The sequence below is a fragment of the Ensifer sp. genome (assembly GCF_035999135.1).
Classification (GTDB): domain Bacteria; phylum Pseudomonadota; class Alphaproteobacteria; order Rhizobiales; family Rhizobiaceae; genus Ensifer.
This window is the reverse complement of the sequence record NZ_DASYGZ010000149.1, coordinates 1-25408: the sequence shown is the minus strand read 5'-3', so window position 1 is coordinate 25408 and position 25408 is coordinate 1. Positions and strand designations below refer to the sequence as shown.

22 protein-coding genes are annotated in these 25408 nt (G+C 63.5%); 15 read left to right on the top strand and 7 right to left on the bottom strand.

The genetic code is table 11. From position 1 onward, the window contains the following. Both lysS and gltX read right to left on the bottom strand, forming a co-directional pair. A partial coding sequence (gene lysS / locus VGO12_RS20110) for a lysine--tRNA ligase (protein WP_327514531.1) occupies positions 1–1430 on the bottom strand: 1430 nt, incomplete at its 3' end. Positions 1431–1442: 12 nt separating this feature from the next. Further along, positions 1443–2900, bottom strand: a complete 1458-nt coding sequence (gltX, locus tag VGO12_RS20105; protein WP_327514530.1) for a glutamate--tRNA ligase — start codon at positions 2898–2900, stop codon at positions 1443–1445. Positions 2901–3155: 255 nt separating this feature from the next. On the opposite strand from gltX, the gene VGO12_RS20100 reads away from it, so the two are divergent. Then, on the top strand, positions 3156–3503 hold the full coding sequence (locus VGO12_RS20100) for a metalloregulator ArsR/SmtB family transcription factor (RefSeq protein WP_327514529.1): 348 nt from the start codon (positions 3156–3158) through the stop codon (positions 3501–3503). 235 nt (positions 3504–3738) lie between these two features. Continuing rightward, the gene (locus VGO12_RS20095) at positions 3739–4119 is read left to right on the top strand and encodes a VOC family protein (protein WP_327514528.1); all 381 of its coding nucleotides are present in this window, start codon (positions 3739–3741) and stop codon (positions 4117–4119) included. A gap of 236 nt (positions 4120–4355) precedes the next feature. On the opposite strand, the gene VGO12_RS20090 is transcribed toward VGO12_RS20095, so the two are convergent. The 3 genes from VGO12_RS20090 to VGO12_RS20080 all read right to left on the bottom strand — a co-directional run bounded on the left by VGO12_RS20090 (position 4356) and on the right by VGO12_RS20080 (position 6918). Further along, positions 4356–5039 (bottom strand): TerC family protein, encoded by a 684-nt coding sequence (locus VGO12_RS20090; RefSeq protein ID WP_414650752.1) that lies wholly within the window; start codon positions 5037–5039, stop codon positions 4356–4358. A gap of 232 nt (positions 5040–5271) precedes the next feature. Beyond that, positions 5272–6111: an AraC family transcriptional regulator gene (locus VGO12_RS20085; RefSeq protein ID WP_327514527.1), complete on the bottom strand. Its 840-nt coding sequence runs from the start codon at positions 6109–6111 to the stop codon at positions 5272–5274. Between the two features lie 111 nt (positions 6112–6222). Further along, positions 6223–6918 carry a TetR/AcrR family transcriptional regulator gene (locus VGO12_RS20080; protein ID WP_327514526.1) on the bottom strand — a complete coding sequence of 232 codons (696 nt, stop codon included), beginning with the start codon at positions 6916–6918 and terminating at the stop codon, positions 6223–6225. 158 nt (positions 6919–7076) lie between these two features. On the opposite strand from VGO12_RS20080, the gene VGO12_RS20075 reads away from it, so the two are divergent. The 5 genes from VGO12_RS20075 (at position 7077) to xylB (ending at position 13852) form a co-directional block, all read left to right on the top strand. Next, positions 7077–8297 (top strand): HlyD family secretion protein, encoded by a 1221-nt coding sequence (locus VGO12_RS20075; RefSeq protein ID WP_327514525.1) that lies wholly within the window; start codon positions 7077–7079, stop codon positions 8295–8297. 57 nt (positions 8298–8354) lie between these two features. Further along, positions 8355–9944 (top strand): DHA2 family efflux MFS transporter permease subunit, encoded by a 1590-nt coding sequence (locus tag VGO12_RS20070; RefSeq protein ID WP_327514524.1) that lies wholly within the window; start codon positions 8355–8357, stop codon positions 9942–9944. 86 nt (positions 9945–10030) lie between these two features. Beyond that, positions 10031–11146, top strand: a complete 1116-nt coding sequence (locus VGO12_RS20065; protein ID WP_327514523.1) for a metallophosphoesterase — start codon at positions 10031–10033, stop codon at positions 11144–11146. A 163-nt stretch (positions 11147–11309) separates the two neighbouring features. Beyond that, a complete protein-coding gene (locus VGO12_RS20060; protein ID WP_327514522.1) occupies positions 11310–12347 on the top strand; it encodes a LacI family DNA-binding transcriptional regulator in 1038 nt (345 codons plus the stop codon). Between the two features lie 50 nt (positions 12348–12397). Continuing rightward, positions 12398–13852, top strand: coding sequence for a xylulokinase (gene xylB / locus VGO12_RS20055; protein WP_327514521.1), 1455 nt, complete (start codon positions 12398–12400; stop codon positions 13850–13852). A 38-nt stretch (positions 13853–13890) separates the two neighbouring features. On the opposite strand, the gene VGO12_RS20050 is transcribed toward xylB, so the two are convergent. Then, positions 13891–14253 (bottom strand): nuclear transport factor 2 family protein, encoded by a 363-nt coding sequence (locus tag VGO12_RS20050; RefSeq protein ID WP_327514520.1) that lies wholly within the window; start codon positions 14251–14253, stop codon positions 13891–13893. A gap of 142 nt (positions 14254–14395) precedes the next feature. Between VGO12_RS20050 and xylA the strand changes: the two genes are divergently transcribed. The 5 genes from xylA (at position 14396) to VGO12_RS20025 (ending at position 21967) form a co-directional block, all read left to right on the top strand. Further along, complete coding sequence (gene xylA / locus VGO12_RS20045) at positions 14396–15706, top strand: xylose isomerase (RefSeq protein WP_327514519.1); 1311 nt, start codon at positions 14396–14398, stop codon at positions 15704–15706. Between the two features lie 380 nt (positions 15707–16086). Beyond that, the gene (locus VGO12_RS20040) at positions 16087–17598 is read left to right on the top strand and encodes a globin-coupled sensor protein (RefSeq protein WP_327514518.1); all 1512 of its coding nucleotides are present in this window, start codon (positions 16087–16089) and stop codon (positions 17596–17598) included. A gap of 336 nt (positions 17599–17934) precedes the next feature. Beyond that, positions 17935–18987 (top strand): sugar phosphate isomerase/epimerase, encoded by a 1053-nt coding sequence (locus tag VGO12_RS20035; RefSeq protein WP_327514517.1) that lies wholly within the window; start codon positions 17935–17937, stop codon positions 18985–18987. Positions 18988–19269: 282 nt separating this feature from the next. Further along, positions 19270–20451 (top strand): Gfo/Idh/MocA family oxidoreductase, encoded by a 1182-nt coding sequence (locus VGO12_RS20030; protein WP_327514516.1) that lies wholly within the window; start codon positions 19270–19272, stop codon positions 20449–20451. Positions 20452–20599: 148 nt separating this feature from the next. After that, positions 20600–21967, top strand: coding sequence for a GH1 family beta-glucosidase (locus VGO12_RS20025; protein ID WP_327514515.1), 1368 nt, complete (start codon positions 20600–20602; stop codon positions 21965–21967). A 45-nt stretch (positions 21968–22012) separates the two neighbouring features. On the opposite strand, the gene VGO12_RS20020 is transcribed toward VGO12_RS20025, so the two are convergent. Then, entirely contained in the window at positions 22013–22882 is an 870-nt protein-coding gene (locus tag VGO12_RS20020) for an NAD(P)-dependent oxidoreductase (RefSeq protein WP_327514514.1), read from the bottom strand. A gap of 414 nt (positions 22883–23296) precedes the next feature. On the opposite strand from VGO12_RS20020, the gene VGO12_RS20015 reads away from it, so the two are divergent. The 3 genes from VGO12_RS20015 to VGO12_RS20005 form a co-directional block, all read left to right on the top strand. Then, positions 23297–24379, top strand: a complete 1083-nt coding sequence (locus VGO12_RS20015; protein WP_327514513.1) for a methionine ABC transporter ATP-binding protein — start codon at positions 23297–23299, stop codon at positions 24377–24379. Next, on the top strand, positions 24369–25034 hold the full coding sequence (locus VGO12_RS20010) for a methionine ABC transporter permease (RefSeq protein WP_327494853.1): 666 nt from the start codon (positions 24369–24371) through the stop codon (positions 25032–25034). Before VGO12_RS20015 ends, VGO12_RS20010 begins: the two co-directional genes overlap by 11 nt. Before the next feature lie 38 nt (positions 25035–25072). Next, positions 25073–25408: MetQ/NlpA family ABC transporter substrate-binding protein (locus VGO12_RS20005; RefSeq protein WP_327494852.1), on the top strand; the 336-nt coding region annotated here is incomplete at its 3' end.

The window sequence follows — 25408 nt, the reverse complement described above, 5'->3', positions numbered from 1 at the left end:
AGCATGATCAGGCGGTCGACGCCGATGCCGAGGCCACCGGCCGGCGGCATGCCCTGGTCGATGGCGTCGAGGAACTCGTCGTCAAGCTGCTTGGCCTTTTCGCCGCGCGCATGCGCCTGTTCCAGCTGCTCGACCATGCGGGCGCGCTGCTCTTCCGGATCGTTGAGTTCCGAGAAGGCATTGCCGAGTTCCCAGGCGTTGCAATAGGTCTCGAAGCGCTCGACGAGGCGCGGCTCGCCTGGCACTTCCTTGGCGAAGGGCGAGATGTCCTTCGGGAAATGCGTGACGTGCGACGGCTGGATCAGCGTCGGCTCGACCTTCTCTTCGAAGACGAATGCCAGGCACTCGCCCCAGGTCCAGTCCTTCTCGACCTCGAAGCCGGCAGCCTTGGCGGCGGTGCGGGCCTCTTCGTCGGTCTTCATCGCCAGGAAGTCGATGCCGGTCGCTTCCTTGACGGCGTCGGGCATCGGCACGCGGCGGAACGGACCCTTGAAGGAGATTTCCTTGTCGCCATAGGCAAATTCGGTCGAGCCGTGGATCGCCATGGCGAGCTCACCGAACATCCGCTCGACGAGGTCCATGATGTCCTCGTAGTCGGCATAGGCCCAGTAGCACTCCATCATGGTGAATTCCGGATTGTGCCGGGTGGAGACGCCTTCGTTGCGGAAGTTGCGGTTGATTTCGAAGACCTTGTCGGTCAGGCCCGAAACCAGCGTGCGCTTCAGGTACAGTTCCGGCGCAATGCGCAGGTACATGTCGAGCTTCAGCGTGTTGTGATGGGTCTTGAACGGCTCGGCGGTGGCGCCGCCATAGACCGAGTGCAGCATCGGCGTCTCGACTTCCATGAAGCCGTCGTTTTCCATGAAGCGGCGGATGCCGGAAACGATGCGGCTGCGTTGCTGGAAGCGCAGCTTCGATTCCTCGTTGGTCATGATGTCGAGGTGGCGCTTGCGGTAGCGCAGCTCGATGTCGGAGAGGCCGTGCCACTTCTCGGGCATCGGCAGCAGCGACTTCGTCAGCATGGTGATCGCCTGGGCATTGATCGTCAGCTCGCCGCGCTTGGTGCGGCGGACGAGCCCGGTGACGCCGATGATGTCGCCGATGTCGATCATCGGCAGCAGCGCGCGGGCGTCTTCCGGCGTGGTGTCCTTGTGGCTGAAGATCTGGATCTTGCCGGAGGCGTCATGGATATCCATGAACATGCCCGAGTTGCGCGAGGAATAGACGCGGCCGGCAACGGTCACGACATCCTGCGTCTCGGTATCGGGCTCCAGACCCTCGTACTTGGCGGTGAGCTCGGCATTGGTCATCGTCCGGTGGAAATGCGCCGGGTAGACGTCGCCGATCTGCTCGCGCAGCAACTTCAGCTTCTGTGCACGCACTTCCGTGACGTCGGAGGAGAGGCCTGTGGTTTCGGTCTTGTCGTTCATCTCGTGCTCTCCTTACTTTCCGCTGCCGACCATGGAGGCGACCACCTGGGCGGCGACCTTGAGGCGCTGGCGAACCACGGCGCGGCCGAGGATCTCCATGCTGTCGAACAGTGGCAGCGAGCGCTGCGAGCCGGACACGGACACGAACAGCGGCGCCAGGATCACCTTCAGTTTCTTGCCCATGCGCTCGGCGATCGCGCGCAGTTCGGCTTCGATCGACTCCTTGTTCCATTCCAGGATCTTTTCAAGATCCGGCTGAACGGTGTTGAGGATCTCGAGCAGTTCTTCGGGCGTCGACTTGACGCCGGCGAAGGCTTCGGGCTTGAGGCCGAGGTCGGACTTCAACAGGAAGCCTGCGAGATCGGGCAGCTCGCCGAGCTTGGAGATGCGCGACTGGCTGAGCTTGAGGCCCTGCTTCAGCCGATCGTTTTCCATGGCCCAGGCAAGGACGCGGGCGGCGAACTCGTCTTCCGACAGCTTCTCGCGGATCCAGCGGGCGTTCAGCCAGTCGAGCTTCTGGATGTCGAAGATCGCGCCGGCCTTGGACAGGTTTTCGGAATCGAACTTGGCAGCCAGTTCCTCGATCGTCAGCAGTTCCTCGCCTTCGGCGATCTGGATGAAGAACAGGCCGAGGAAGTTCATCAGCGCTTCCGGCAGGTAGCCGAGAGCGGTGTAGTAGGAGATCGATGTCGGGTTCTTGCGCTTCGACAGCTTCGACTTGTCGGCATTGCGCATCAGCGACAGGTGCATGAACACCGGCGGCTCGAGGCCGAGATACTGGTAGATCAGGATGTGCTTCGGCACCGAGGCCAGCCACTCCTCGCCGCGGGCGACGTGGGTGATCTTCATCAGGTGGTCGTCGACGACGTTGGCCATGTGGTAGGTCGGCATGCCGTCGGCCTTGAGCAGCACCTGCATGTCGACGGCTTCCCACGGAATTTCGACGTCGCCATAGACGCCGTCGTGGAACTTGCACGAGCCCTCGGTCGGGATCTTCATGCGCACGACATGCGGTTCGCCGGCGGCGACGCGCGAGGTGACTTCTTCAGCCGAAATGTTGAGACACAGGCCGTCATACTTCGAAGGCTTGCCGGCGGCGCGCTGGCTCTCACGCATCTGCTCCAGCCGCGCGGGCGTGCAGAAGCAACGGAAGCCGTGGCCGTTCTCGACGATCTTCTCGACGTAAGGGCGGTACATGTCCTTGCGGTCGCTCTGGCGATAGGGGCCGTAGGGGCCGCCGACGTCAGGACCTTCCGACCATTCAAGCCCGCACCATTTCAGCGCGTCCAGCACCTTCTGTTCGAACTCCGGCGTCGAGCGGGTCGCATCGGTGTCTTCGATGCGCAGGATGAACTCGCCGCCATGTTTTTTCGCGAACAGGTAGTTGAACAGAGCGATGTAGGCGGTGCCGACATGCGGCTCGCCGGTGGGGGAGGGTGCGATGCGTACCCGGACTGCTGAATTTGCCATGGTCTTTGCCCGTCTGACGTGCTTCTCGCCCCTTGCCGGAGACGAATTCCGACCGTCGGGCGCGCATTTTATGGGAAGGAAAGGCCCGCAAGGGTGCCGCCTCAGCGGTATCGGCAGGCTATTCCAATGGCTCGGGTGAGACCATAGAACGCCGGTCATGTCAACGGAAAGTGGATCACGCCACTTTTTGTTGACACCGCCTGCTATGGGCGGTAATGAACCGGAAGGTTATTTAACTGAAAGGTTTTTTAGAAAATGCCGGAAGATCGCCTGTCGACGACGCTCTCAGCCCTTGCCGATCCCACGCGAAGGGCGATCCTTGCCCGTCTCGCCCTCGGGGAGGCGTCGGTCGGCGAACTGGCGGAACCGTTCGAGATGAGCCTGCCGGCGGTTTCCAAGCATCTCAAGGTGCTCGAACGCGCCGGGCTGATCAGCCGTGGCCGCGAAGCGCAGTGGCGCCCCTGCCGGCTCGAAGCGGCACCGCTTCAGGACGTCAACAGCTGGCTCGACAGCTACCGTCGCTTCTGGGAGCAGAAGTTCGACCGTCTCGATGCCTATCTTCAGGAACTTCAGAAGATCGATCCGGACGCCAGCAAGAACTAAGCCCGGCCGCATCTTTCGCCGCCGCCGATAATCCGTTATTGAGGTCCGGTCGAAAAAGGCAGGACCGGATAAGGTAAGCCCGGTCCCTTTGCAGCCGTTCATGGCCCGCGAAGCTCTGCTCGAACGTCCCGTTCGAACCCGCGACGTGGTTCCGATGCGATCCCGCATCGGTCCGCGGCGGGCTATGCAAAATCGACGCAGTCCGCCGCGTTTCTCAAACACGGAGACTGTGAACATGCGACTGAACCATATCGACCTCCATAGCCCCGTCGTCGCCGAGACGGCGTCGTTCCTGATCGACCACTTCGGCCTGACGCTTGTCGAGAAGCGCGGCAAGGACGCCTTCTATCGCCTGACGGACGGTTCCGGCCTGGTGCTCGTCATCAGCCCGCCGATCACGGCGCTCGGCGGCGGCGACCAGGTGAGCCTCAACGCGCAGACCTATCATGTCGGCTTCCTGCTGCCGGAGCGGGCCGAGGTGGATGACGCCTATCAGCTGGTGCGCCAATCCGGCGTCCAGGTGATCCCGCCTGCCGATCGGCACGGCGCCTACGTTTTCTACGCAGTGATACCGGGCAACATCCTGGTGGAGGTCGGTCATCGACCGGACGCCTGATCCCGGCAGAGGGAACGTTTCCTCAGCAGGTGCGTTGTGAGGCAGAAGACGCGGGACCGGGCCGCCGGCGCGCATCGGCGACAGGCACGAGGAATGATCCCTCTCTCGTCGTCGTCGATGGCTCGCGGTTGACGGCCGCCGGCTCGGCCCCGTGTCTTCACGGATGTCCCCCCGGAAAAAAAGAGGCCCGCATCGGTGATGCGGGCCTCTTTTCGCAATGATCCGGCGATGCGGCGCTATTTGAGCTTGCCGGCCTTCCTCAGGCGCGCGTTGCGGGCGACCATGTTGAGGATCTCGACCAGCGCCGAGAACGCCATGGCGGCGTAGATGTAGCCCTTCGGCACATGCAGGCCCATGCCTTCGGCAATCAGCGTCGTGCCGATCATCAGGAGGAAGGCGAGCGCCAGCATGACGATCGTCGGGTTCTTCTCGATGAAGTTGGCGAGCGGGTTGGCGGCGACAAGCATGACCGTGACGGCGGCAATGACGGCAATGACCATGATCGGCAGATGCGGCGTCATGCCGACGGCGGTGATGATGCTGTCGACGGAGAAGACGAGGTCGAGCAGCAGGATCTGGGCGATGGCGGCGCCGAAGCTGTTGATCGTCGAGGAGGCGATGAAGTCCTCGCCATGATCGCTCGGGTCGACATTGTGGTGGATTTCCTTGGTCGCCTTCCAGACGAGGAAGAGGCCGCCAGCGATCAGGATCATGTCCTTCCAGGAGAAGCCGTGGCCGAAGGCCTCGAAAACCGGCGTCGTCAGCTTGACGATCCAGGCGACGGTGCCGAGCAGCGCCAGCCGCATGATGAGCGCCAGGGCAATGCCGATGCGCCGCGCTTTTTCGCGATGCTCGACCGGCAACTTGTTGGTGAGGATCGAGATGAAGATCAGGTTGTCGATGCCGAGAACCACCTCCATGACGACGAGGGTGACGAGGGCGACCCAGGCGGCGGGGTCTTGGCAAGCAACAGGAGGTCCTGCATCGGCGATCTTTCTCTTTCAGTTCAAAGTCCCCCAGCGACATGCGTGCATCTGAAAGACGCCTGGGCGCTGAAGGTGGCGCGTCGTCGCGCAAGAATCGCCGACAGTATTTAAGAAACATTGCGGACGTGACAAGCGCTGCCGCCCGTTTGCGGCAGCGCTTTACCGTTTACGATTTGACGGGAACCCACATTTCGACGACGCCAGTGCCCGAATTCGGGTCGAAGCGCTCATCGTATCGCTCGATGAGATCAGGCGTTTCGGCGTGCTGAAGCCCGGATTCGGGCAGCCAGGTGCCGAAGACGTAGTGTGCGACCTTGGCGATCGCCGAGATGTGACCGCGATGCAGGAAGACGGCGTAGCGCTGCCTCGGCAGCTTCAATGTCGAAAAGCCTCCTGGCAAGTCATCGATGGCGCTGACTTCGGCCGCGGCCATGTAGCGAAACGTCCCGGCATCCGCGTCGCTGTCGTTGCAGACACCGTAGGCGACGTTGCCCTTCTGGCTCGGTATGTTGCCGAAGTGGCGGTTGAAACGTTGCCAGAGCGAGGGGATGCCCTCGGTGCGGCCGTAGGCGTAGGTTTCCGAAAGGCCCGCCAAGAGCAGCGGCGGGCTGTCTTCGAAGCGTGGCGGTTCGATCTTGATTTGGCGCGTGTCGTCCATCCTTAAAGGCTCCATCAGTTCGATGTTTCGAACATGCCCCTGTTTGCGCACTGTCTCCGGCGTCACGCCGAACTGGTCGCGAAAGGCACGGGTGAAAGCCTCGTGCGAGCCGTAGCCCGCTTCGAGGGCCACCGAAAGAATGTTGGCGGGGCCATCGGCAAGCGCGTGGGCGGCATCGCTGAGCCGCCGGGCGCGAATATAGGCACTGATCGAGCGGCCGGTGACCAGCCCGAAGACGCGTGAGAGATGGAAGCGCGAAAGGCCTGCGGCCTCGGCGATTTCATCCAGCGATATGTCCTTGGCGAAATGGCTCTCGATGAACCAGACCGCCCGTCCGATGGCACTCATCTTCACTCCCCTGGCAGCGCCCTTTTGATAGGGTGTTGCCTCAAGGCGCGCTTGATCGCAATTGCTCGATTGTAATGCAGGAGGGCGGAAGGAGGTTCGGCCTCAGTCGGCCTATTTCTTCGGTCCGTAGGCGGACATGAAGACGCGCACGGCCGCCGTCACCGTCGCCTCGATCTGCTCGCGCGGCGGGGCGGAACACATGCCGCCGAACAGGCGGTGCTTGAAGAGCCCGGCCTGCGCCATCTCGATGAACTGGCGGGCGGCGATCTCGGTGTTGTCGATGTCGAGCACGCCGGTCGGGACCTGGCGGTCCAGATAGGCCTTGAGCACGGTGTAGCCGTTTTCCGGCGCCTCGCTGAAGAAGCGCTCGGCCAGGTGCGGCATGCGGTCGATGACGCCGATCACCATGCGCATCGAGCGGATCGTCTCCTCGGAGGTCATGCTGGTCGTCAGCGTCACGCCGAAATCGTAGAGCGACTCCTCGACGTCGTCGTGATCGTTGAGCGCATGCTTGGCGGTCTGGACCACCCGGGTCTTGCCCTTGATGATCAGCGCCTTGAACAGGTCTTCCTTGTTCTCGAAATAGACGTAGAGCGTACCCTTGGAGACACCGGCCTCGCGGGTGATGTCGTTCATGCTGGCGGCGTCGAAACCCTGGCTGAGGAACGCGCGGCGTGCACCTTCGAGAATTTGCTCGCGCTTGGCCGGGTCCTCGCCCGCGGCACGGCGGCCGCCCGAAGTGAGATCTTCGTCCGGGCCGGCATGCGGCTGGATCACGTCCTGGGTTCCGGTCTTCACCGTGCTCATGATGGTCGCTTGTTTCCGTCCTGCTTGCATTAAATATTAGTCATCGAACCACGCGGTTCGATTTCCTCTTGATATGCGACCAGAAAGAGCCTATGTCAAGTTCCAATCGAACCGAACGGTTCAGTTCGTTCAGCAATCTTTAACCAGGCCGGTGCCAAATGTCCGCATCCAAAACGTCCAGTGCTGCCCGCGTCCGCCCCGTCGATGAGAATTTCGACGCGCAGCCGGTTCAGGAAACTGCACTCGAGGCAAAGACCCCTGCCGCAGAACAGGCTGCTGCCGTTCCAGCCGAGGTCAAGGAAGCCGCGGCGCCGCAGAAGAAGGCGCGCAAGCCCATTGTTCCGATCATCGGTCTCGCGCTTCTCGCCGCAGGCGGCTGGTTCGGCTACGACTGGTGGACCAACGGCCGCTTCATGATCTCGACCGACGACGCCTATATCGAAGGCGATATCGCGACGATCTCGCCGAAGGTTTCCGGCTACGTCGCCAAGGTCGACGCCGTCGCCAACCAGAAGGTAAAGGCCGGCGACCCGCTGGTCACGCTTGATGACGGCGACTATCGCATCGCCGCCGAACAGGCCGAGGCAAAGATTGCCACCCAGAAGCTGGCGCTCAGCCGTTTCGATGCGCAGATCGCAGGCGCCAAGGCGAGCCTTGCCCAGACGGAAGCGCAGAAGAAGGCTCTCGAAGCCACGGTGCGTGGAGCCGAACTCGCGCAGAAGCGCGCAAGCGACCTCCAGTCCAAGGCGGTCGGCACCGTCGCTTCGCTCGACAATGCCGACGTCGCGCTCGACCAGGCACGGGCAAACCTTGCAGGCGCCGATGCCAACATCGCCGCCGCCAATGCCAGCATCACCGTGCTCGAGGCCCAGCGCACCGAAGCCGAAAGCGAAATCCGTTCGCTGGAGCTTGCACGCGACAAGGCCAACCGCGACCTCGGCTTCACCGTGCTGAAGGCGCCCTATGACGGCATCGTCGGCAACGTCTCGGTCCAGGTCGGCGACCTCGTTTCCGCAGGCCAGCGGCTTGCAGCCCTTGTTCCGGTCAACCAGCTCTATATCGACGCCAACTTCAAGGAGACCCAGATCGCCCATCTGGTGCCGGGCTCCAAGGTGAAGGTTCATGTGGACGCCTATGAGGACCACCCGATCGAAGCGACCGTCGCCTCGATCTCGCCGGCCTCCGGCTCGGTCTTCTCGCTGCTGCCGGCTGAAAACGCGACCGGCAACTTCACCAAGGTGATCCAGCGCGTTCCGGTTCGCATCACGATCCCGGCGGACATCCTGGCCGAAGGGCACCTGCGCGCGGGCTTGAGCGTCGTCGTCGATGTCGACACGCGCACGGCGCCGGATCAGACCAAGGTCGCTGCCACCAAGTAACCGGGCCCAGACGCCGGCGCGCCTGACGGGCGCGCCTTCTCGCAAGGAGTGGCTGAGATGGCCGCAACGGCAACAGCAGGTTCGGTGGCGGCCGCCGCACCGAAGGTCGGGGAACACATGGATCCGAGAAGGCTGATCGCCTTCTTCGCCATGGTCGTCGGCATGTTCATGGCCATCCTCGACATCCAGATCGTCTCGGCGTCGCTCGCCGAGATCCAGGCAGGCCTTTCGGCGGGTTCCGACGAGATCGGCTGGGTGCAGACCTCCTACCTCATCGCCGAAGTCATCATGATCCCGCTCTCGGGAACGCTGGCGCGCATCGTGTCGACGCGCGTGCTGTTTTCGGTTTCGGCAGCAGGCTTCACGGCGGCAAGCGCGCTTGCCGCAACGGCGACGAACATCGACCAGATGATCGTCTATCGCGCCATCCAGGGCTTTATCGGCGGCGGCATGATCCCGTCGGTCTTTGCGGCCGCCTTCACCATCTTCCCGCCGTCGAAGCGCAACATCGTCTCGCCGATCATCGGCCTGATCGCGACGCTGGCGCCGACGATCGGCCCGACGGTCGGCGGCTATCTCAGCCATGCCTTCTCCTGGCACTGGCTGTTCCTCGTCAACGTCATCCCCGGCATCATCGTCGCCACGCTCACCTGGACCTTCATCGACTTCGACAAGCCGGAACTTGGCCTCTTCAAGAAGTTCGACTGGTGGGGCCTGGCCTCGATGGCGATCTTCCTCGGCGCGCTCGAATACGTGCTGGAAGAGGGCAACGCCAACGACTGGTTCAACGACGAGCATATCGTCATCGGCGCGGTCGCCTCGGCCGTTGCGGCGATCATATTCTTCTATCGGGCCTTCAAGGTGGAATTCCCGGTCGTCGATCTCAGGGCGTTTGCCAACCGCAACTTCGCCTTCGGTTCGATGTTCTCCTTCGTGATGGGCATCGGCCTCTATGGCCTGACCTATCTCTACCCGCTCTATCTCGGGCGGATCCGCGGCTACGATTCGCTGATGATCGGCGAGACGATGTTCGTCTCGGGCCTTGCGATGTTCTTCACGGCACCGGTCGCCGGCATTCTCTCGGGCAAGCTTGATCCGCGCGTGCTGATGACGATCGGCTTTACCAGCTTTGCCGCCGGCACCTGGATCATGGGCCACCTGACCGCCGACTGGGACTTCTACGAACTGTTCATCCCGCAGATCCTGCGCGGCGTCGGGCTGATGCTGTGCATGGTGCCGATCAACAACATCGCGCTCGGCACCATGCCGCCGGCGCGTATGCGCGGCGCCTCGGGCCTCTTCAACCTGACCCGTAACCTCGGCGGCGCCGTCGGGCTCGCGGTCATCAACACCATCCTGACCCAGCGCCAGGACTTCCACTATGCGCGGCTTGCCGAGCATATCCAGTGGGGCAACCCGGAGGCGATGGAGCGGTTCAACAACATGGCCGCCAACTTCAACGCCCATGGCCTCGACGGCACGACGATCGCGATCAAGCAACTGGCTGGCATGGCGCAGAAGCAGGCGATGATCCTCTCCTTCGGCGATATCTTCGTGCTCCTGACCGTGTTGTTCCTGTCGCTGGTCCTTGGCGTGATGATGATCAAGAAGCCGCAGGGCGTCGGCCCGAGCGGCGGCGGACACTAGTCCCCCCAGGCAGGGCGCGGCTCGCGGTTTACGTGAGCTGCGCCTTGCTGCACACTCCCGCTCCAGTCGGTTTGAGGGGCGGCAGTATGCGGCGATGGGTTTCTAAGGGTATCTCCAGGCGATCGTTCGTTGCCGGCCTTGCAGGCCTCGGGGCCGCACTTGTCGCCCTGCGCACGCGTGCCGCCATTCCCGCCATCGACGCGACGTTCCTGTTTTCCAACGACATCCATGCCTGCCTCGTCTCGATCGAGGGCCTTGCGCCGAACTGTGCTGCCGAGGGCAAGACCGACGCCAATCTGCTGCGGCACGTCGCGGCGCTGAACGCGGTGCATTCCATGCGCTGGCCGGAGACGGTAGCCGGCAAGCCGAGCGGCCTTGCCGGCGCCGGGCGCGAAATCGGCAAGCCGCTCGGCCTGGTGCTTGGCGGTGACATCACCGACGATGGCGGCGGCCAGGTGCGCCAGCCACGCGAGGGCCGGCAGCTGCAGCAGTTTTCCAGCCGCTATCAGGAAGGGGCGGGACCCGACCACGTGCACATGCCGGTCTATGTGGGGCTTGGCAACCACGACCTCGACCAGGACGGTCCACCGCCGCATGTCGACTGGTATCGCCGCGAATTGCGCGACTATGTCGAGCTCAACCATCGCCAGACCGTGTTCTACAAGCCGCCGGTGCCGGTCTCCAACTACGACCCGCTTTCCGATTGCTATTCCTGGGACTGGGGCGGCCTGCATCTGGTGCAACTGCAGCGCTTCGGCGGCGACGTGAGCAAGGATGCCGTCGACGCGCTGCCGTGGCTGAAGCAGGATCTCGCGTCCTACGCCGGCGACGGCCGACCGGTGGTCCTGTTCCAGCATTACGGCTGGGACGCGTTTTCGACCGAGGCCTGGGATCCGCAGGCGAAAACCTTCGACGACCAGGGTGACGGCGCGCCGCACTGGTGGAGCACCGCCCAGCGCCAGGCGTTGCTCGATGTCGTCAGAGGATACAACGTCGTCGGCCTCTTCCACGGGCACCAGCACGACACCGCGATGATCTACCGACAGAACGGTCTCGACCTCGTCAAGCCGAAGGCGGCCTATATGGGCGGTTTCGCGATCGTGCGTGTGACCGATCATTTCATGGATGTGGTCTTGGCGGAGGCAGGGGCGACGCATGGAGACGTCGTCTTTACCGAGGCCTTCAGCAAGCGGCTCGGTTAACAGCCGTCGCACGTGATAGTGATAAAAACATAGCTATATCATATAGTTGCCGTGCCATTGCCAGAGCGTCTGTCGGCCGTGGCGTGTCCTCAATTGTCGCGGCTGCGCATTTTTGATTTACGTACATCAAAAATTCCTCTAAAGGCAGTGCCCGGAGGAAAACATGCGCCCAACCGTTCACGACATCGCTGCCAAGGCAGGTGTCAGTCTCGCCACCGTCGACCGGGTCTTGAACAACCGGCCGGGCGTGCGCGGCGTCACCCGCGACAAGGTGGAGCGCGCCATCGAGACGCTCGGCTACGTGCGCGACGTCGCCGCCGCCAACCTTGCCAAAAGCCGCAGCTATCCCCTCGTCTTCATCCTGCCGGAGGGCGACAACACGTTCATGCGCGGCCTAGCGGCCGAAGTGGAGGCGGCAAAGGCGCGCTCGGCAATCGAACGCACCGCGATCACCATTCTCTCCGTGCCAGCCTTCGATCGTGTAGCGCTCGCCCGGGCCCTTGGCGAGGCGCGGGCGCTTGGCCCGGCCGGCGTCGCGGTTGTGGCGATCGATGCGCCCGAGGTGGTTGCAGCCGTCGACGCCCTGCGCAGTGACGGGATCGCGGTCGTGACGCTGGTTTCTGATTTGCCGGGATCGACGCGCGACCATTTCGCCGGCGTCGACAACGTCGCGGCGGGCCGGACCGCCGGCGCGCTCATGGGGCGGTTCCTCGGTGGGAGGGATGGCCCCGTGGCGATTGTCGCCGGCTCGATGCTGGTGCGCGACCACCGCGACCGGGTCGAAGGCTTCAGCGCCGCGATGGCCGAAAGTGCGGCGGGGCGCCAGCTGCTGCCCATCGTCGAAGGGCATGACGATCCTGCCGAAGTCGAGCGCCTCGTCGGGGGCCTCATGGCCGATCATGCCGATCTTGCCGGCATCTACAATCTCGGGGCTGGCAATCGCGGCCTGATCGCCGCGCTGGAGGCGTCGGGACGCGGCAAGGACGTCTGCGCCGTCGCGCACGAACTGACGCCGCACAGCCGCGCCGCACTCACGTCCGGAACGATCGACGCGTTGCTCAATCAGGATGCCGGCCATGAGGTGCGCAGCGCCATCCGCGTGCTGAAGGCCCGCGCCGACGGCCTGGCGGTGATTTCGGCTCAGGAGCGCATCCGCATCGAGATTTTTCTCAAGGACAACCTGCCGGTCGATCCGGCGTAGCGCATCGAATTTATGCGGTTCCTCGTCGGGATCGCTCAAGGGAGGCAAGCATGTATCTCGGACTGGATCTCGGTACCTCGGGCGTCAAGGCGACGCTGATCGACGGCGATCAGCGCATCATCGGTTCGGCCTCTGGCGCGCTTGACGTGTCGCGGCCGCATCCCGGCTGGTCGGAGCAGGACCCGGCCGATTGGGTACGCGCCACCGAGGAGGCGATATCAGGCCTGAAAGCGGCGCATCCCAGGGAGCTTGCTGCCGTCGAGGGCATCGGCCTTTCCGGACAGATGCATGGCGCGACGCTGCTCGATGCCGACGACCGGGTGCTCAGACCCTGCATTTTGTGGAACGACACCCGCAGTTTTCGCGAGGCGGCGGCGCTCGATGCCGATCCGCAGTTCCGCGCGATCACCGGCAACATCGTCTTTCCCGGGTTCACCGCGCCGAAGCTTGCCTGGGTGTGGGCCAACGAGCCCGAAATCTTCGCCAGGGTGCGCTGGGTCTTGTTGCCGAAGGACTATCTGCGCCTGTGGCTGACCGGCGAGCACCTGTCGGAAATGTCTGACGCGGCCGGCACCGCCTGGCTCGACACCGGCAAGCGGCGCTGGTCGGAGGGTCTTCTCTCGGCGACCGGCCTGGACGAGAAACAGATGCCGGGTCTGGTCGAGGGAACCGAGCAGGCGGGCAGATTGCGGCCGGAACTTGCCGCTCGCTGGGGGATTTCCGGTGACGCCGTCGTTGCCGGCGGCGCCGGCGACAATGCAGCATCGGCCTGCGGCATGGGCACCGTTGGCGAAGGGCACGCCTTCGTGTCGCTCGGCACCTCCGGCGTGCTCTTTGCCGCCAACGCCAGCTACCTGCCCAACCCGGAAAGCGCGGTACATGCGTTCTGCCATGCGCTGCCGAACACCTGGCACCAGATGGGCGTCATCCTGTCGGCCACCGACGCGCTCAACTGGTACTCGGGCATTGCCGGGCGCAGTGCCGCCGACTTGAGCGCCGAACTCGGCGACACCATCAAGGCCCCCTCGGGCGTCACCTTCCTTCCCTATCTGTCCGGCGAGCGCACCCCGCACAACGATGCGGCGATCCGCGGCGCCTTCGTCGGGCTCGGCCATGAGAGCAGCCGCGTGGTGTTGACCCAGGCCGTGATGGAAGGGGTGTCCTTCGCCATACGCGACAGCCTGGAGGCGCTGCGCGCCGCCGGCACGACGCTGACGCGGGTGACGGCGATCGGCGGCGGCTCGCGCTCACGCTACTGGCTGAAGTCGATCGCAACGGCACTCGACCTGCCGGTCGACCTGCCCGCCGATGGCGACTTCGGCGCCGCCTTCGGGGCCGCCCGCCTCGGCCTGATCGCTGCAACGGGCGCCGATCCCGTCGCCACCTGCTACGCGCCGCGCACGGCCGAGACCATCGCGCCCGAGGCGTCGCTGGTCTCGGCCTATGAGGAAAGCTACCAGCGCTATCGCCGGCTCTATCCGGCGATCAAGGGTGCGGCGTCGTGACGACGCCGCGCCTTGCGCCACGCTTCGGCAACCGCTCCTCAGCGGACCGGCACCTTGTCGAGGAAGCCGGTGACCGACGTCAGCCGGCCGTTTTCGATTTCACCGACATCCGTGCCCTCGATAACCGAGGGGACGCCCTCGGGGCCGAGCGCCCAGGAAAAGCGGATCGTATCGGCGAAACCGTCTGCTTCGCCTTTCAGCGTGAAGCGGAAGCCCGGAAACTGGCTCTGGACGCCAGCGACCAGCGCATCGACGCCGGCGTGGCCGTCGCCCTGCATGATCGGGTCGCGGTAGCTGACATTGGCGGTGAAGGCCTTCTCGATCAGGGCCGCGCGGCTTGCAACATCGGTGGCGTTCCAGGCGGCGATGTAGGCTCTGGCGATGGCGTTGAAGTCGTGCATCGAAATGTTCCTTTCGTTTGGCGTTTCGATGCTTCCGGTATCGCCGGTCGAGGGAATGAAACCAATTACCTTCCACGTAATGGCCGCGCCTATCGAACGGGCGACGTCGGCCGACATCACTCTTGAAAGAGGAGCTAGACCCGTGAGCACAGGATTTTTCGGCGATATCGCCAAGATCAAATATGAAGGCCCGGAGAGCACCAACCCGCTCGCCTTCCGCCATTACAACAAGGACGAGGTGGTTCTCGGCAAGCGCATGGAAGATCATCTGCGTTTTGCGGTCGCCTATTGGCACACCTTCGTCTGGCCGGGCGGCGACCCCTTCGGCGGCCAGACCTTCGAGCGCCCCTGGTTCCACGACACGATGGACGCGGCAAAGCTGAAGGCCGACGTCGCCTTCGAATTCTTCGACCTGCTTGGCGTTCCCTTCTATTGCTTCCACGACGCCGACGTGCGCCCGGAAGGCAAGAGCTTTGCGGAGAACACGAAGAACCTCAACGCAATCGTCGATCACTTCGAGAAGAAGCAGGCCGAGACCGGCGTCAACCTGCTCTGGGGCACGGCCAACCTCTTCTCCAACCGGCGCTACATGTCGGGTGCGGCGACCAATCCGGATCCGGACGTCTTTGCTTTTGCCGCAGCAACGGTGAAGACGTGCCTTGATGCCACCAAGCGTCTCGGCGGCCAGAACTACGTGCTCTGGGGCGGGCGCGAAGGCTATGAGACACTGCTCAACACCGACATGAAGCGCGAGCTCGACCAGCTCGGCCGCTTCGTCAATCTCGTCGTCGAGTACAAGCACAAGATCGGCTTCAAGGGGGCGATCCTGATCGAGCCGAAGCCGCAGGAGCCGACCAAGCACCAGTACGACTACGACGTTGCGACCGTCTACGGCTTCCTGAAGAGCTACGGCCTGGAAAACGAGGTCAAGGTCAATATCGAGCAGGGCCATGCGATCCTTGCGGGCCATTCCTTCGAGCACGAGCTGGCGCTTGCCAATGCACTCGGCATCTTCGGCTCGATCGACATGAACCGCAACGACTACCAGTCCGGCTGGGACACCGACCAGTTCCCGAACAATGTGCCGGAAATGGCGCTTGCCTATTACCAGGTCCTTTCAGGTGGCGGCTTTGCGACCGGCGGCACCAACTTCGATGCCAAGCTGCGCCGCCAGTCGATCGATCCGGAGGACCTCCTGATCGGCCACATCGGCGGCATGGACTGCTGCGCCCGCGGCCTCAAGGCAGCGGCGAAGATGATCGAGGACAAGGCGCTCTCCAAGCCGCTCGACCAGCGTTATGCTGGCTGGCAGGTGCCGGAAGCCAGGAAGATGCTCGACGGTGGCTTCTCGCTGGAGGAGATCGAGGCCTGGGTGCTGAAGTCCGACCTCAACCCGCAGCCGAAGTCCGGCAAGCAGGAGTTGCTGGAAAACGTGGTGAACCGCTACGTCTGAGCGGCGGATGGCAGGCAGACGGGCGGCCGGGATTTTTCCGGCCGCTCTTGATTTTTGTCATATTTTGCCACCCTGGATGTGTATTTATCCACAGCAGGAAATCGATGGCACTTATTGGTTGTTGCTGAGGCGTGGATTCCATGGAATCTATTGTCAGCCAATGATGAAATTGGTGCGCGACCGTCGACACATACGTGTCCCTGACGACGGTTGTATTTGCGCTCTCGATTCGCAATCGATGATAGCATAACTAATCATCTACAATTTGCAGTTATTTCTACATTACAATGTGATAAAACGCTCGTGCAGGGTACGCCGAACCTTGAGCTGCAGCGGCGACTTGTCATGCGTCCTGTCGCGGCACCGGGGGAACTTTCCGCATGACCAGCTTCGATTCAAAAACAAGACTGCTCAATGAGCGCCTGCAGTTCGTCGATCTTGACGACACGCAGCGGGGAGCGCTCGCACGCGCGTTGCCTGTCATTTCCGCCTCGCTCGATACGGCGTTGAACAAATTCTATTCCAAGGCGCGCGCCAATCCGGAGACGGCGCGCTTCTTTGCAAGCGACGCGCATGTGCAAGGCGCGAAGGCGAGGCAGGCCAAGCACTGGGAGCTGATCGCATCGGCGAGGTTCGACGCGCAATATGTCGATGCCGTCACGACGATCGGCAAGACCCATGCCCGCCTCGGGCTTGAGCCACGCTGGTACATCGGCGGCTATGCGCTGATCATCGAAGCCATTCTGAAGAGCGTCATCGAAAGCCACCTGACCGGCTTCCTGCATCGCAACAAGGCCAAGGAGATCGGCACCGACGTGGCTGCCGTCGTCAAGGCTGCCATGGTCGACATGGACTATGCGATCTCCGTCTATCTCGAAGCCCTGCAGGAAGAGCGGGAGCGGTCCGAGGCCGAGCGGCAGGTTTTGAACGGACAGCAGGAGGAAGCACTGTCGGCGCTTGAAAACTGTTTGAAGCGCCTGGCCGACGGCGACCTGACGGCCGTCATCGCCGCGGAACTGGCGCCGCAGTTTGCAAGCCTGCGCTCCAACTTCAACGCAGCACTCGGCAAGCTCGACCAGACCTTCGGCGCGATCGTCGGGGCATCGGAGGAAACGGCCAACAATGCCGGCGAACTGGTGACGGCAACCGACGACATGGCCCGGCGCACGGAACAGCAGGCGGCTTCGCTCGAGGAGACGGCGGCTGCGCTCGAGGAGATCACCACCATTTCCAAGGAGGCTGCATCGCGCGCCGAGGAGGCGCGGCGGGTGGTCGGAAATGCGACAGAGGAGGCGCGCAAATCCGGCGCGATCGTCGAACAGGCGGTGGCGGCGATGAGCGCGATCGAGGAATCCTCGCGCAAGATCACCCAGATCATCGGCGTCATCGACCAGATCTCGTTCCAGACCAACCTTCTGGCGCTCAATGCCGGTGTGGAGGCAGCGCGCGCAGGCGAGGCCGGCAAGGGCTTTGCGGTTGTCGCGCAGGAGGTGCGCGAGCTGGCGCAGAAATCGGCCGAAGCCGCACGCGAGATCAAGGATCTGATCGACAAGTCGGCCGAGGCCGTGCTGATGGGGGTGTCGCTGGTCAACAAGACAGGCGAGGCGCTGCACCACATCGGCGATCAGGTCATCCATATCAACGGTCACATCGATGCGATCGCAGGCTCGGCCCGCGAGCAATCGGCCGGCATTGCCGAGATCAATACGGCCGTTACCAACATGGATCAGATGACGCAGCAGAATGCGGCGATGGTGGAAGAGACCAGTGCTGCGACCCACACGTTGATGCAGGTGAGTACCACGCTCAAAGGGCTGGTCGATCAATTCACCGTAACGTCCGGACGGCAGGGCAGGTCCAATCCGGCCTCTGCCAACCGGCGGTACGGATGATCGTCTGAGGAGAGCGGCGGACGAAGGGGAGGGGGCGCCATGATGGCGCCCTTTCTCTTTGGTGTCCGCAGTCGGGGACAACCTTGCGAAGCGCAGGGCTCCAATTCGAAACGTGGTGCGGAGGCCATTTGAACAGAAAAATGAAATCGATTACAAATCTTCGGGAAATCTGCCCTTTCGCCGGTTGCTCGCCCGAAAAAATCTGATAGCGTGCAGCACCTGCAACGTTTCAGGAATATCAGTTGCGGCGGAAACGGGACGATCCCGTGCCGTCATCCGGCAACTGATCGGACGGATCGAGATATCTTCGGCCGTTTCATCGGGAGGACAATCGGGATGAAGACCATCAAGGGGCCAGGGCTCTTTCTTGCGCAGTTTGCCGGCGATGCGGCGCCGTTCAATTCCTGGGGCGACATCACCAAATGGGCGGCCGACTGCGGCTACAAGGGTGTGCAGGTTCCAAGCTGGGATGCGCGGCTGATCGACCTGAAAAAGGCCGCGACATCGAAGACCTATTGCGACGAGTTCGCCGGAACGGCGCGCGAAAACGGCGTCGAGGTCACGGAACTTTCGACCCATCTGCAGGGCCAGCTCGTGGCCGTGCACCCGGCCTATGACGAGGCCTTCGACGGGTTTGCAGCGCCGGAGGTGCGCGGCAATCCGAAGGCAAGGCAGGCCTGGGCGGTGGAGCAGGTGAAGCTGGCGCTGACGGCCTCGAGGAACCTCGGGCTGAACGCGATGGCGAGCTTTTCGGGCGCGCTTGCCTGGCCCTTCGTCTACCCGTGGCCGCAGCGGCCGGCTGGCCTCGTCGAGGCCGCCTTCGACGAACTGGCGAAACGCTGGAAGCCGATCCTCGACCATGCCGAGGAGAACGGCGTCGACGTCTGCTACGAGATCCATCCGGGCGAGGACCTGCACGACGGCATCACCTACGAGATGTTCCTGGAGCGCACCGGCAACCACGCCCGCGCCTGCATGCTCTACGACCCGTCGCACTACGTGCTGCAGTGCCTGGACTATCTCGACAACATCGACATCTACAAGGACCGCATCCGGATGTTCCACGTCAAGGACGCGGAGTTCAACCCGACGGGACGCCAGGGCGTCTATGGCGGCTACCAGGGCTGGGTCAACCGGGCTGGGCGCTTCCGCTCGCTCGGTGACGGCCAGGTGGATTTCGGCGCGGTGTTCTCGAAGATGGCGGCCAATGACTTTTCGGGCTGGGCGGTGGTCGAATGGGAATGCGCGCTGAAGCATCCCGAGGACGGCGCGCGCGAAGGCGCCGATTTCGTCAAGCATCATATCATCCGGGTCACCGAGAAAGCCTTCGACGACTTTGCCGACGCAGGCACCGACGAGGCGGCCAACCGGCGCATGCTCGGGATCTGAGACGGTTGGCACCCGCGATGCCCTCAAGGGGACACCATAGCCTCTCTCCTCGGGTTTAACCCGAGGACTAACCCTCTCCCCGCAGGCGGGGAGAGGGGACATGCACGACGACTGGCCGCTTCTTCCATCTTGAATGCAGCCAAGTTTGCGCGCCGAGAGGGTGCATCCCGTCCTTCTCCCCGCGTGCGGGGAGAAGGTGCCGGCAGGCGGATGAGGGGCATCCTTGCCGCGCGGACAAGGGGCGGCAATTTTAACAAACAGGACAACACGAGGGAGAAGACTATGGCGATCGAAGGTACGAGCGAGAAGCGCGAGCGCCGCATCCGTCTCGGCATGGTGGGCGGAGGATCGGGCGCCTTCATCGGCGCGGTGCACCGCATTGCTGCAAGACTGGACGATCATTTCGAGCTGGTGGCCGGCGCCCTGTCGTCGACGCCGGAAAAGGCGGAAAGCTCCGGTCGCGAACTCGGGCTCGACCCGTCGCGCGTCTATTCCGACTTCAAGCAGATGGCGATCCGTGAGGCGAAACTGAAGGACGGCATCGAGGCCGTGGCGATCGTGACGCCGAACCACGTGCATTATGCCGCGGCCAAGGAGTTCCTGAAGCGCGGCATCCACGTGATCTGCGACAAGCCGCTGACCTCGACGCTTGGCGACGCCAGGAAGCTGAAGAAGGCGGCCGACGAGAGCGATGCGCTGTTCGTGCTGACCCACAATTATACCGGCTACCCGATGGTCCGCCAGGCGCGCGAGATGGTCGCAAACGGCGAGCTCGGTGCTGTCAGGCTGGTGCAGATGGAGTATCCGCAGGACTGGCTGACCGAGAACATCGAGCAATCCGGCCAGAAGCAGGCGGCCTGGCGCACCGATCCGGCCCGCTCCGGCGCAGGCGGCTCGACCGGCGACATCGGCACCCATGCCTATAACCTCGGGGCCTTCGTCTCCGGTCTGGAACTCGAGGAGCTTTCGGCCGATCTCGACAGCTTCGTGCCGGGGCGCCAGCTCGACGACAACGCCCATGTGATGATGCGGTTCAAAAAGAAGGACGGCGAGCGAGCCAAGGGGCTGCTCTGGTGCAGCCAGGTGGCGCCGGGTCACGAAAACGGCCTGATGGTGCGCGTCTACGGCACCAAGGGCGGGCTCGAATGGACGCAAAAGGATCCGAACTACCTCTGGTACACGCCATTCGGCGAGCCGAAGCGGCTGCTGACCCGCGCCGGGGCGGGTGCCGGTGCGGCCGCCAACCGTGTCAGCCGCATTCCGTCGGGCCATCCTGAAGGCTATCTCGAAGGCTTCGCCAACATCTACAGCGAGGCGGCGCGTGCCATCTTCGCCAAACGCAAGGGCGAAAAAGTCGATCCGGCCGTCACCTATCCGACCATCGACGATGGCATGAAGGGCATGGTTTTCGTCGACGCCTGTGTCCAGTCATCCAAACGAAATGGTGCCTGGGTAAAGGTGTGACGAGACGCTTCAACCGAGCGGAAGGGCGGGCATTCCCGCCCTTTTTCGCGAGTTGACATCTGCGGGTACGGCTTTAGGTCGGGCTGCGAACACGAGAAAACAACGAGGCCCCGCTTCCGGCGGGGCTTGAAACAGACGAGACAACGAGATGACCGATCCCAAGATCCTGGCAGAGCGCTTTCCGGGCGATTTCGTATTCGGGGTGGCGACCGCCTCCTTCCAGATCGAAGGCGCCACCAAGGCCGACGGCCGCAAGCCGTCGATCTGGGACGCGTTTTCCAACATGCCGGGCCGCGTCTTCGTCCGGCACAACGGCGATGTCGCCTGCGACCACTACAACCGGCTGGACGAGGATCTGGACCTGATCAAGAGCCTCGGCGTCGATGCCTACCGCTTCTCGATCGCCTGGCCGCGCATCATCCCTGAAGGCACTGGTCCGATCAACGAGAAGGGGCTCGACTTCTACGATCGCCTGGTCGACGGCCTCAAGGCCCGCGACATCAAGGCCTATGCCACGCTCTATCATTGGGACTTGCCGCTGGCGCTGATGGGCGATGGTGGCTGGACGGCGCGCACGACGGCCTACGCTTTCCAGCGATACGCCAAGACGGTGATTGCCCGCCTCGGCGACCGGCTCGATGCGGTTGCGACCTTCAACGAGCCCTGGTGCTCGGTCTGGCTCAGCCACCTCTACGGCATCCATGCGCCCGGCGAGCGCAACATGGACGCGGCGCTTCACGCCTTGCACTTCACCAATCTGGCGCACGGGCTCGGCGTCGACGCCATCCGTTCAGAGCGGCCGAACCTGCCCTCGGGCATCGTCATCAATGCCCATTCGGTCTATCCCGGCAGCGACAGTGCAGCCGACAAGGCGGCCGCTGACCGTGCCTTCGATTTCCACAACGGCGTCTTCTTCGGCCCTATCTTCAAGGGAGAATACCCCGAGAGCTTCATGAGCGCGCTCGGGCATCGCATGCCGGCGATCGAAGACGGCGACATGGAGACCATCTCGCGGCCGCTCGACTGGTGGGGGCTCAACTACTACACGCCGATGCGTGTCAGCGACGATGCGACCGAGGGCGCCGAGTACCCGGCGACGGTCAATGCCAAGCCGGTCAGCGAGACGAAGACCGATATCGGCTGGGAAGTCTACGCGCCGGCGCTCGGCAGTCTGGTTCGCACGCTGAACGCGACCTACCAGCTGCCCGACTGCTACATCACCGAGAACGGTGCCTGCTACAACATGGGCGTCGAGGACGGTATCGTCGACGACCAGCCGCGGCTCGACTACATCGCCGATCATCTGTCTGTCACGGCAGACTTGATCTCCGAGGGCTATCCGATGCGCGGCTACTTCGCCTGGAGCCTGATGGACAATTTCGAGTGGGCCGAAGGCTACAAGATGCGCTTCGGCATCGTGCATGTCGATTACGACACGCAGGTTCGCACCATCAAGAAGAGCGGTCAGTGGTACCAGGCGCTCGCTGAACAGTTCCCGAAGGGCAACCACGGCTGACGATCGACCGGGCGGTTTAAACCGCCCGTAGGGATCTGGAGTTGATCAACGGACCGGCAGGACTTCCAGGCTCTGCCGGTCGAGCTGGGCCAGTACTTCCTTGAAGCCGTAGCGCGGCTTCCAGTCGAGCTTTTCGATCGCAGCACTCGGGTCGTACACCCTGTCGATCGTTTCCGGTAGTGCCCAATCGCGCTCGGCAAAGGCCTGGCTCATCTTTGGCGCGCGTTCGCGCAGCAGCCCGGCGGCATCCTCGGCCAGACGGCGGCAATCGGTCGGAAGGAACGGCGTTTCGCCCGAGATGATGTAGCGCTGGAAGACGGGGCCGCCATTGTCGAGCGCCGCCACATGGGCTGAAGCCACATCGCGCACATCGATGCCGCGATGCAGCCGGTAGCCCGCGACGCGGTCGGCCGCCTCCGGGAAGGAGCGCGACATGCGCAGCACCCGCACATGCAGCGCGCGGTCCGCGGCATTTTCGAGCAGGGCTTCCGCCGCGAGCTTGGTGTGGTGGTAGATCGTGTGCGGCTTCGGCGGCGTTTCCTCGGTGATCCAGGCGCAGCCGCCGTCGACGACGGCATGGCCATAGAGCGCTGTCGTGCTGGTAAAGACGATGCGGCCGACGCCGGTCGCCTGGGCCGCGGCGATCACCAGATGGGTGCCCATGACGTTGACGCGCTCGAATTCCTGGTCGGCGACGGCGTCGACATGCGGCGCGTGCAGTGCGGCCGTATGGATGACCGCGTCGGCACCCTCCATGGCGCGTTCCAGCAGCTCTCCGTCGACGAGATCGCCGACGATGGCCGTCGTGCGGAAGGGCGCGCGGTCGATGCCGACGACGTCGTAATCGGCGGCGGCAAGAGCGTTGTAGATGGCCCGGCCGACGCGGCCGGAACTTCCGGTCAAGACGATACGCATTTCTTACCTCGTGATCCTGTTGCTGCCCGTTAGCATGAAATGCGATCGGGCACAGTCCGCCCGAACAAGGATTTCCAAGATGGCGATTTGCGGGATGATGGGGTGGCGCCCAGCAAAAGAGCATGGTTTTGCCGCTCTTCGTCAGATTCGGGAAAATCATGCCTGTGAAAAGAAGCGGCAATTCTCCATAAGAGCCGTAGATTATGTCGCATGCGGGCCATGCGGCGCCAAAGTTGAACTGACTGGTTGCTTGATGCTAGAGAAGTGCTCCCTGTTCCGAATGCGTTGTCGAATGTCGGCCTGACCAGACGCGCCTTCCATCCCGGCCTCGCCCGGGATCATGAAATTTGAACATCCGAGAGCACCTATGTACCCGCACATTTCGACCGCACCTCTTTCGGGGGGCTCCGAACGATGAGCGTCTCCGCAAAGAGCGTCGCGCCATCCGTTGACGCGGCTGTCGTTTTCGACGGCGTTTCCAAACATTTCCCCGCCTCCGGCCAGAGCGGCGCCTTTACCGCGCTCGACAACGTCTCCTTGACGGTGGGCCGAGGCTCGATCACCGGCATCATCGGCCGTTCCGGCGCCGGCAAGTCGACGCTGATCCGGCTGGTCAACGGGTTGGAAAAACCGAGCGGCGGCAAGGTACTCGTCGACGGCGTCGACGTTGGCGCGCTCGACGAGGCGGCGCTGCGCAGCCTGCGTCGCTCCGTCGGTATGATCTTCCAGCACTTCAACCTGCTGTCGTCACGCACCGTGTTCGGCAACGTTGCGCTGCCGCTCGAAATATCGGGCATGGACAAGCGTGCCATCGAACAGCGCGTGCGGCCGCTGCTCGATCTCGTCGGCCTCGCCGACAAACACGGGCGCTATCCATCGGAATTGTCCGGCGGCCAGAAGCAGCGCATCGGCATCGCGCGGGCGCTGGCGACCGAGCCGAAGCTCCTGCTTTCCGACGAGGCGACCTCGGCGCTCGACCCGGAAACCACGCAATCGATCCTGGAACTGTTGAAGCGCATCAATGCCGATCTCGGCCTGACCGTGCTGCTCATCACCCACGAGATGGAAGTGGTGAAGGCGGTCACATCCGATGTGGCGGTGATCGACCATGGCCGCATCGTCGAGCGCGGCCATACCTTCGACGTCTTCACCCATCCCAAGCACGAGACGACGCGGGCGCTGCTGTCCGGCCTGCCGGGCTCGAAACTTCCCGACGCGGTGGCGCGGGCGCTGAAACCGCAGCCTGCCACCGGCGACCGTGCCGTGGTGCGGCTCACCTTTTTCGGTGCGGCGGCCGAAAAGCCGCTGATCTCGCAGCTGATCAAGTCTGTGGGCGCCGAGGTCAACATCATCGCCGGCACGATCGATGAGATCGGCGGCGCGCCCTATGGCTCGCTGGTCGTCGCCTATGGCGCGGATGCCGAAACGTCGGGTCGCGCCGAACGCTTCTTTGTCGAAAACGGTCTGGTCACGGAGGTGCTCGGTTATGTCGCCTGATATTCTCCTGCGCATTGCCGGCGCCACCGTCGACACCATCTACATGGTTGCGATCGCCGGTCTGATCGGCTCGCTGATCGGGCTTCCGATCGGCATCTTTCTCGCAACCAGCGGCAAGGGCGAACTGTTCCCGGCGCCGACCATCAACCGCATCGTCGGGCTGATCGTCAACGCCACGCGCTCGACGCCGTTCATCATCCTCGTCGTCGCCATCATTCCCTTTACCCGGCTCCTGACCGGCACCTCGATCGGCACGAAGGCGGCGATCGTGCCCTTGACGATCGCGACCATTCCCTTCGTCGCCCGGCTGGTGGAAGCGGCGATCCGCGAGATCGACAAGGGCCTGATCGAGGCGGCACGCGCCATGGGCGCGACCCCGATGCAGATCGTCTTCAAGGTGCTGCTCGCCGAAGCGCGACCTGCGCTGACCCTGGCGCTCACCATGACCGCCGTCAGCCTCATCGGCTATTCGGCGATGGTCGGCGCCGTCGGCGGCGGCGGGCTCGGCGACCTCGGCATCCGCTACGGCTACCAGCGCTTCATGCCCGACGTGATGCTCGTCGTCGTCATCGTGCTGATCGTGCTGGTGCAACTCGTCCAGAGCGCCGGCGATGGCCTCGCGCGGCGGTTCGACAAGAAAAACCGCAAGACTTGATTTCCTCCCAAGACTTGAACGTGAACAAGGAGACACCCGTGAAGAAGCTCATCATCGCAGCGGCGATTGCCGCTCTTACCGCCGGAACGGCGCTCGCCGAGACCATCAAGGTGGGCGTGACCCCGGGCGAACACGCCCAGATCATGGAGAAGGTGAAGGAAGTCGCAGCGCCCAAGGGCCTCGACATCGAGATCCTCGAATTCTCCGACTACGTCGTTCCGAACCAGGCGCTCGCCGATGGCGACCTCAACGCCAACTCGTTCCAGCACCAGCCCTATCTCGACAACCAGATCGCCGATCGCGGCTTCGAGATCGTCAGCGTCGGCACCACCATCACCACGCCGATGGGTGTCTATTCGCAGAAGGTGAAGAGC

Excerpts from the sequence above, each read along its gene's own strand:
- xylB (WP_327514521.1), top strand. The coding sequence starts at position 12,398 with ATGTATCTCGGACTGGATCTCGGTACCTCGGGCGTCAAGGCGACGCTG.
- VGO12_RS20035 (WP_327514517.1), top strand. The coding sequence starts at position 17,935 with ATGAAGACCATCAAGGGGCCAGGGCTCTTTCTTGCGCAGTTTGCCGGC.
- VGO12_RS20100 (WP_327514529.1), top strand. The coding sequence starts at position 3,156 with ATGCCGGAAGATCGCCTGTCGACGACGCTCTCAGCCCTTGCCGATCCC.
- VGO12_RS20050 (WP_327514520.1), bottom strand. The coding sequence starts at position 14,253 with ATGCACGACTTCAACGCCATCGCCAGAGCCTACATCGCCGCCTGGAAC.
- VGO12_RS20040 (WP_327514518.1), top strand. The coding sequence starts at position 16,087 with ATGACCAGCTTCGATTCAAAAACAAGACTGCTCAATGAGCGCCTGCAG.
- VGO12_RS20085 (WP_327514527.1), bottom strand. The coding sequence starts at position 6,111 with ATGAGTGCCATCGGACGGGCGGTCTGGTTCATCGAGAGCCATTTCGCC.
- VGO12_RS20075 (WP_327514525.1), top strand. The coding sequence starts at position 7,077 with ATGTCCGCATCCAAAACGTCCAGTGCTGCCCGCGTCCGCCCCGTCGAT.
- gltX (WP_327514530.1), bottom strand. The coding sequence starts at position 2,900 with ATGGCAAATTCAGCAGTCCGGGTACGCATCGCACCCTCCCCCACCGGC.
- VGO12_RS20010 (WP_327494853.1), top strand. The coding sequence starts at position 24,369 with ATGTCGCCTGATATTCTCCTGCGCATTGCCGGCGCCACCGTCGACACC.
- VGO12_RS20015 (WP_327514513.1), top strand. The coding sequence starts at position 23,297 with ATGAGCGTCTCCGCAAAGAGCGTCGCGCCATCCGTTGACGCGGCTGTC.
- VGO12_RS20065 (WP_327514523.1), top strand. The coding sequence starts at position 10,031 with ATGCGGCGATGGGTTTCTAAGGGTATCTCCAGGCGATCGTTCGTTGCC.
- VGO12_RS20090 (WP_414650752.1), bottom strand. The coding sequence starts at position 5,039 with ATGGAGGTGGTTCTCGGCATCGACAACCTGATCTTCATCTCGATCCTC.
- VGO12_RS20095 (WP_327514528.1), top strand. The coding sequence starts at position 3,739 with ATGCGACTGAACCATATCGACCTCCATAGCCCCGTCGTCGCCGAGACG.
- VGO12_RS20030 (WP_327514516.1), top strand. The coding sequence starts at position 19,270 with ATGGCGATCGAAGGTACGAGCGAGAAGCGCGAGCGCCGCATCCGTCTC.
- VGO12_RS20020 (WP_327514514.1), bottom strand. The coding sequence starts at position 22,882 with ATGCGTATCGTCTTGACCGGAAGTTCCGGCCGCGTCGGCCGGGCCATC.
- VGO12_RS20070 (WP_327514524.1), top strand. The coding sequence starts at position 8,355 with ATGGCCGCAACGGCAACAGCAGGTTCGGTGGCGGCCGCCGCACCGAAG.
- VGO12_RS20025 (WP_327514515.1), top strand. The coding sequence starts at position 20,600 with ATGACCGATCCCAAGATCCTGGCAGAGCGCTTTCCGGGCGATTTCGTA.
- VGO12_RS20080 (WP_327514526.1), bottom strand. The coding sequence starts at position 6,918 with ATGAGCACGGTGAAGACCGGAACCCAGGACGTGATCCAGCCGCATGCC.
- VGO12_RS20060 (WP_327514522.1), top strand. The coding sequence starts at position 11,310 with ATGCGCCCAACCGTTCACGACATCGCTGCCAAGGCAGGTGTCAGTCTC.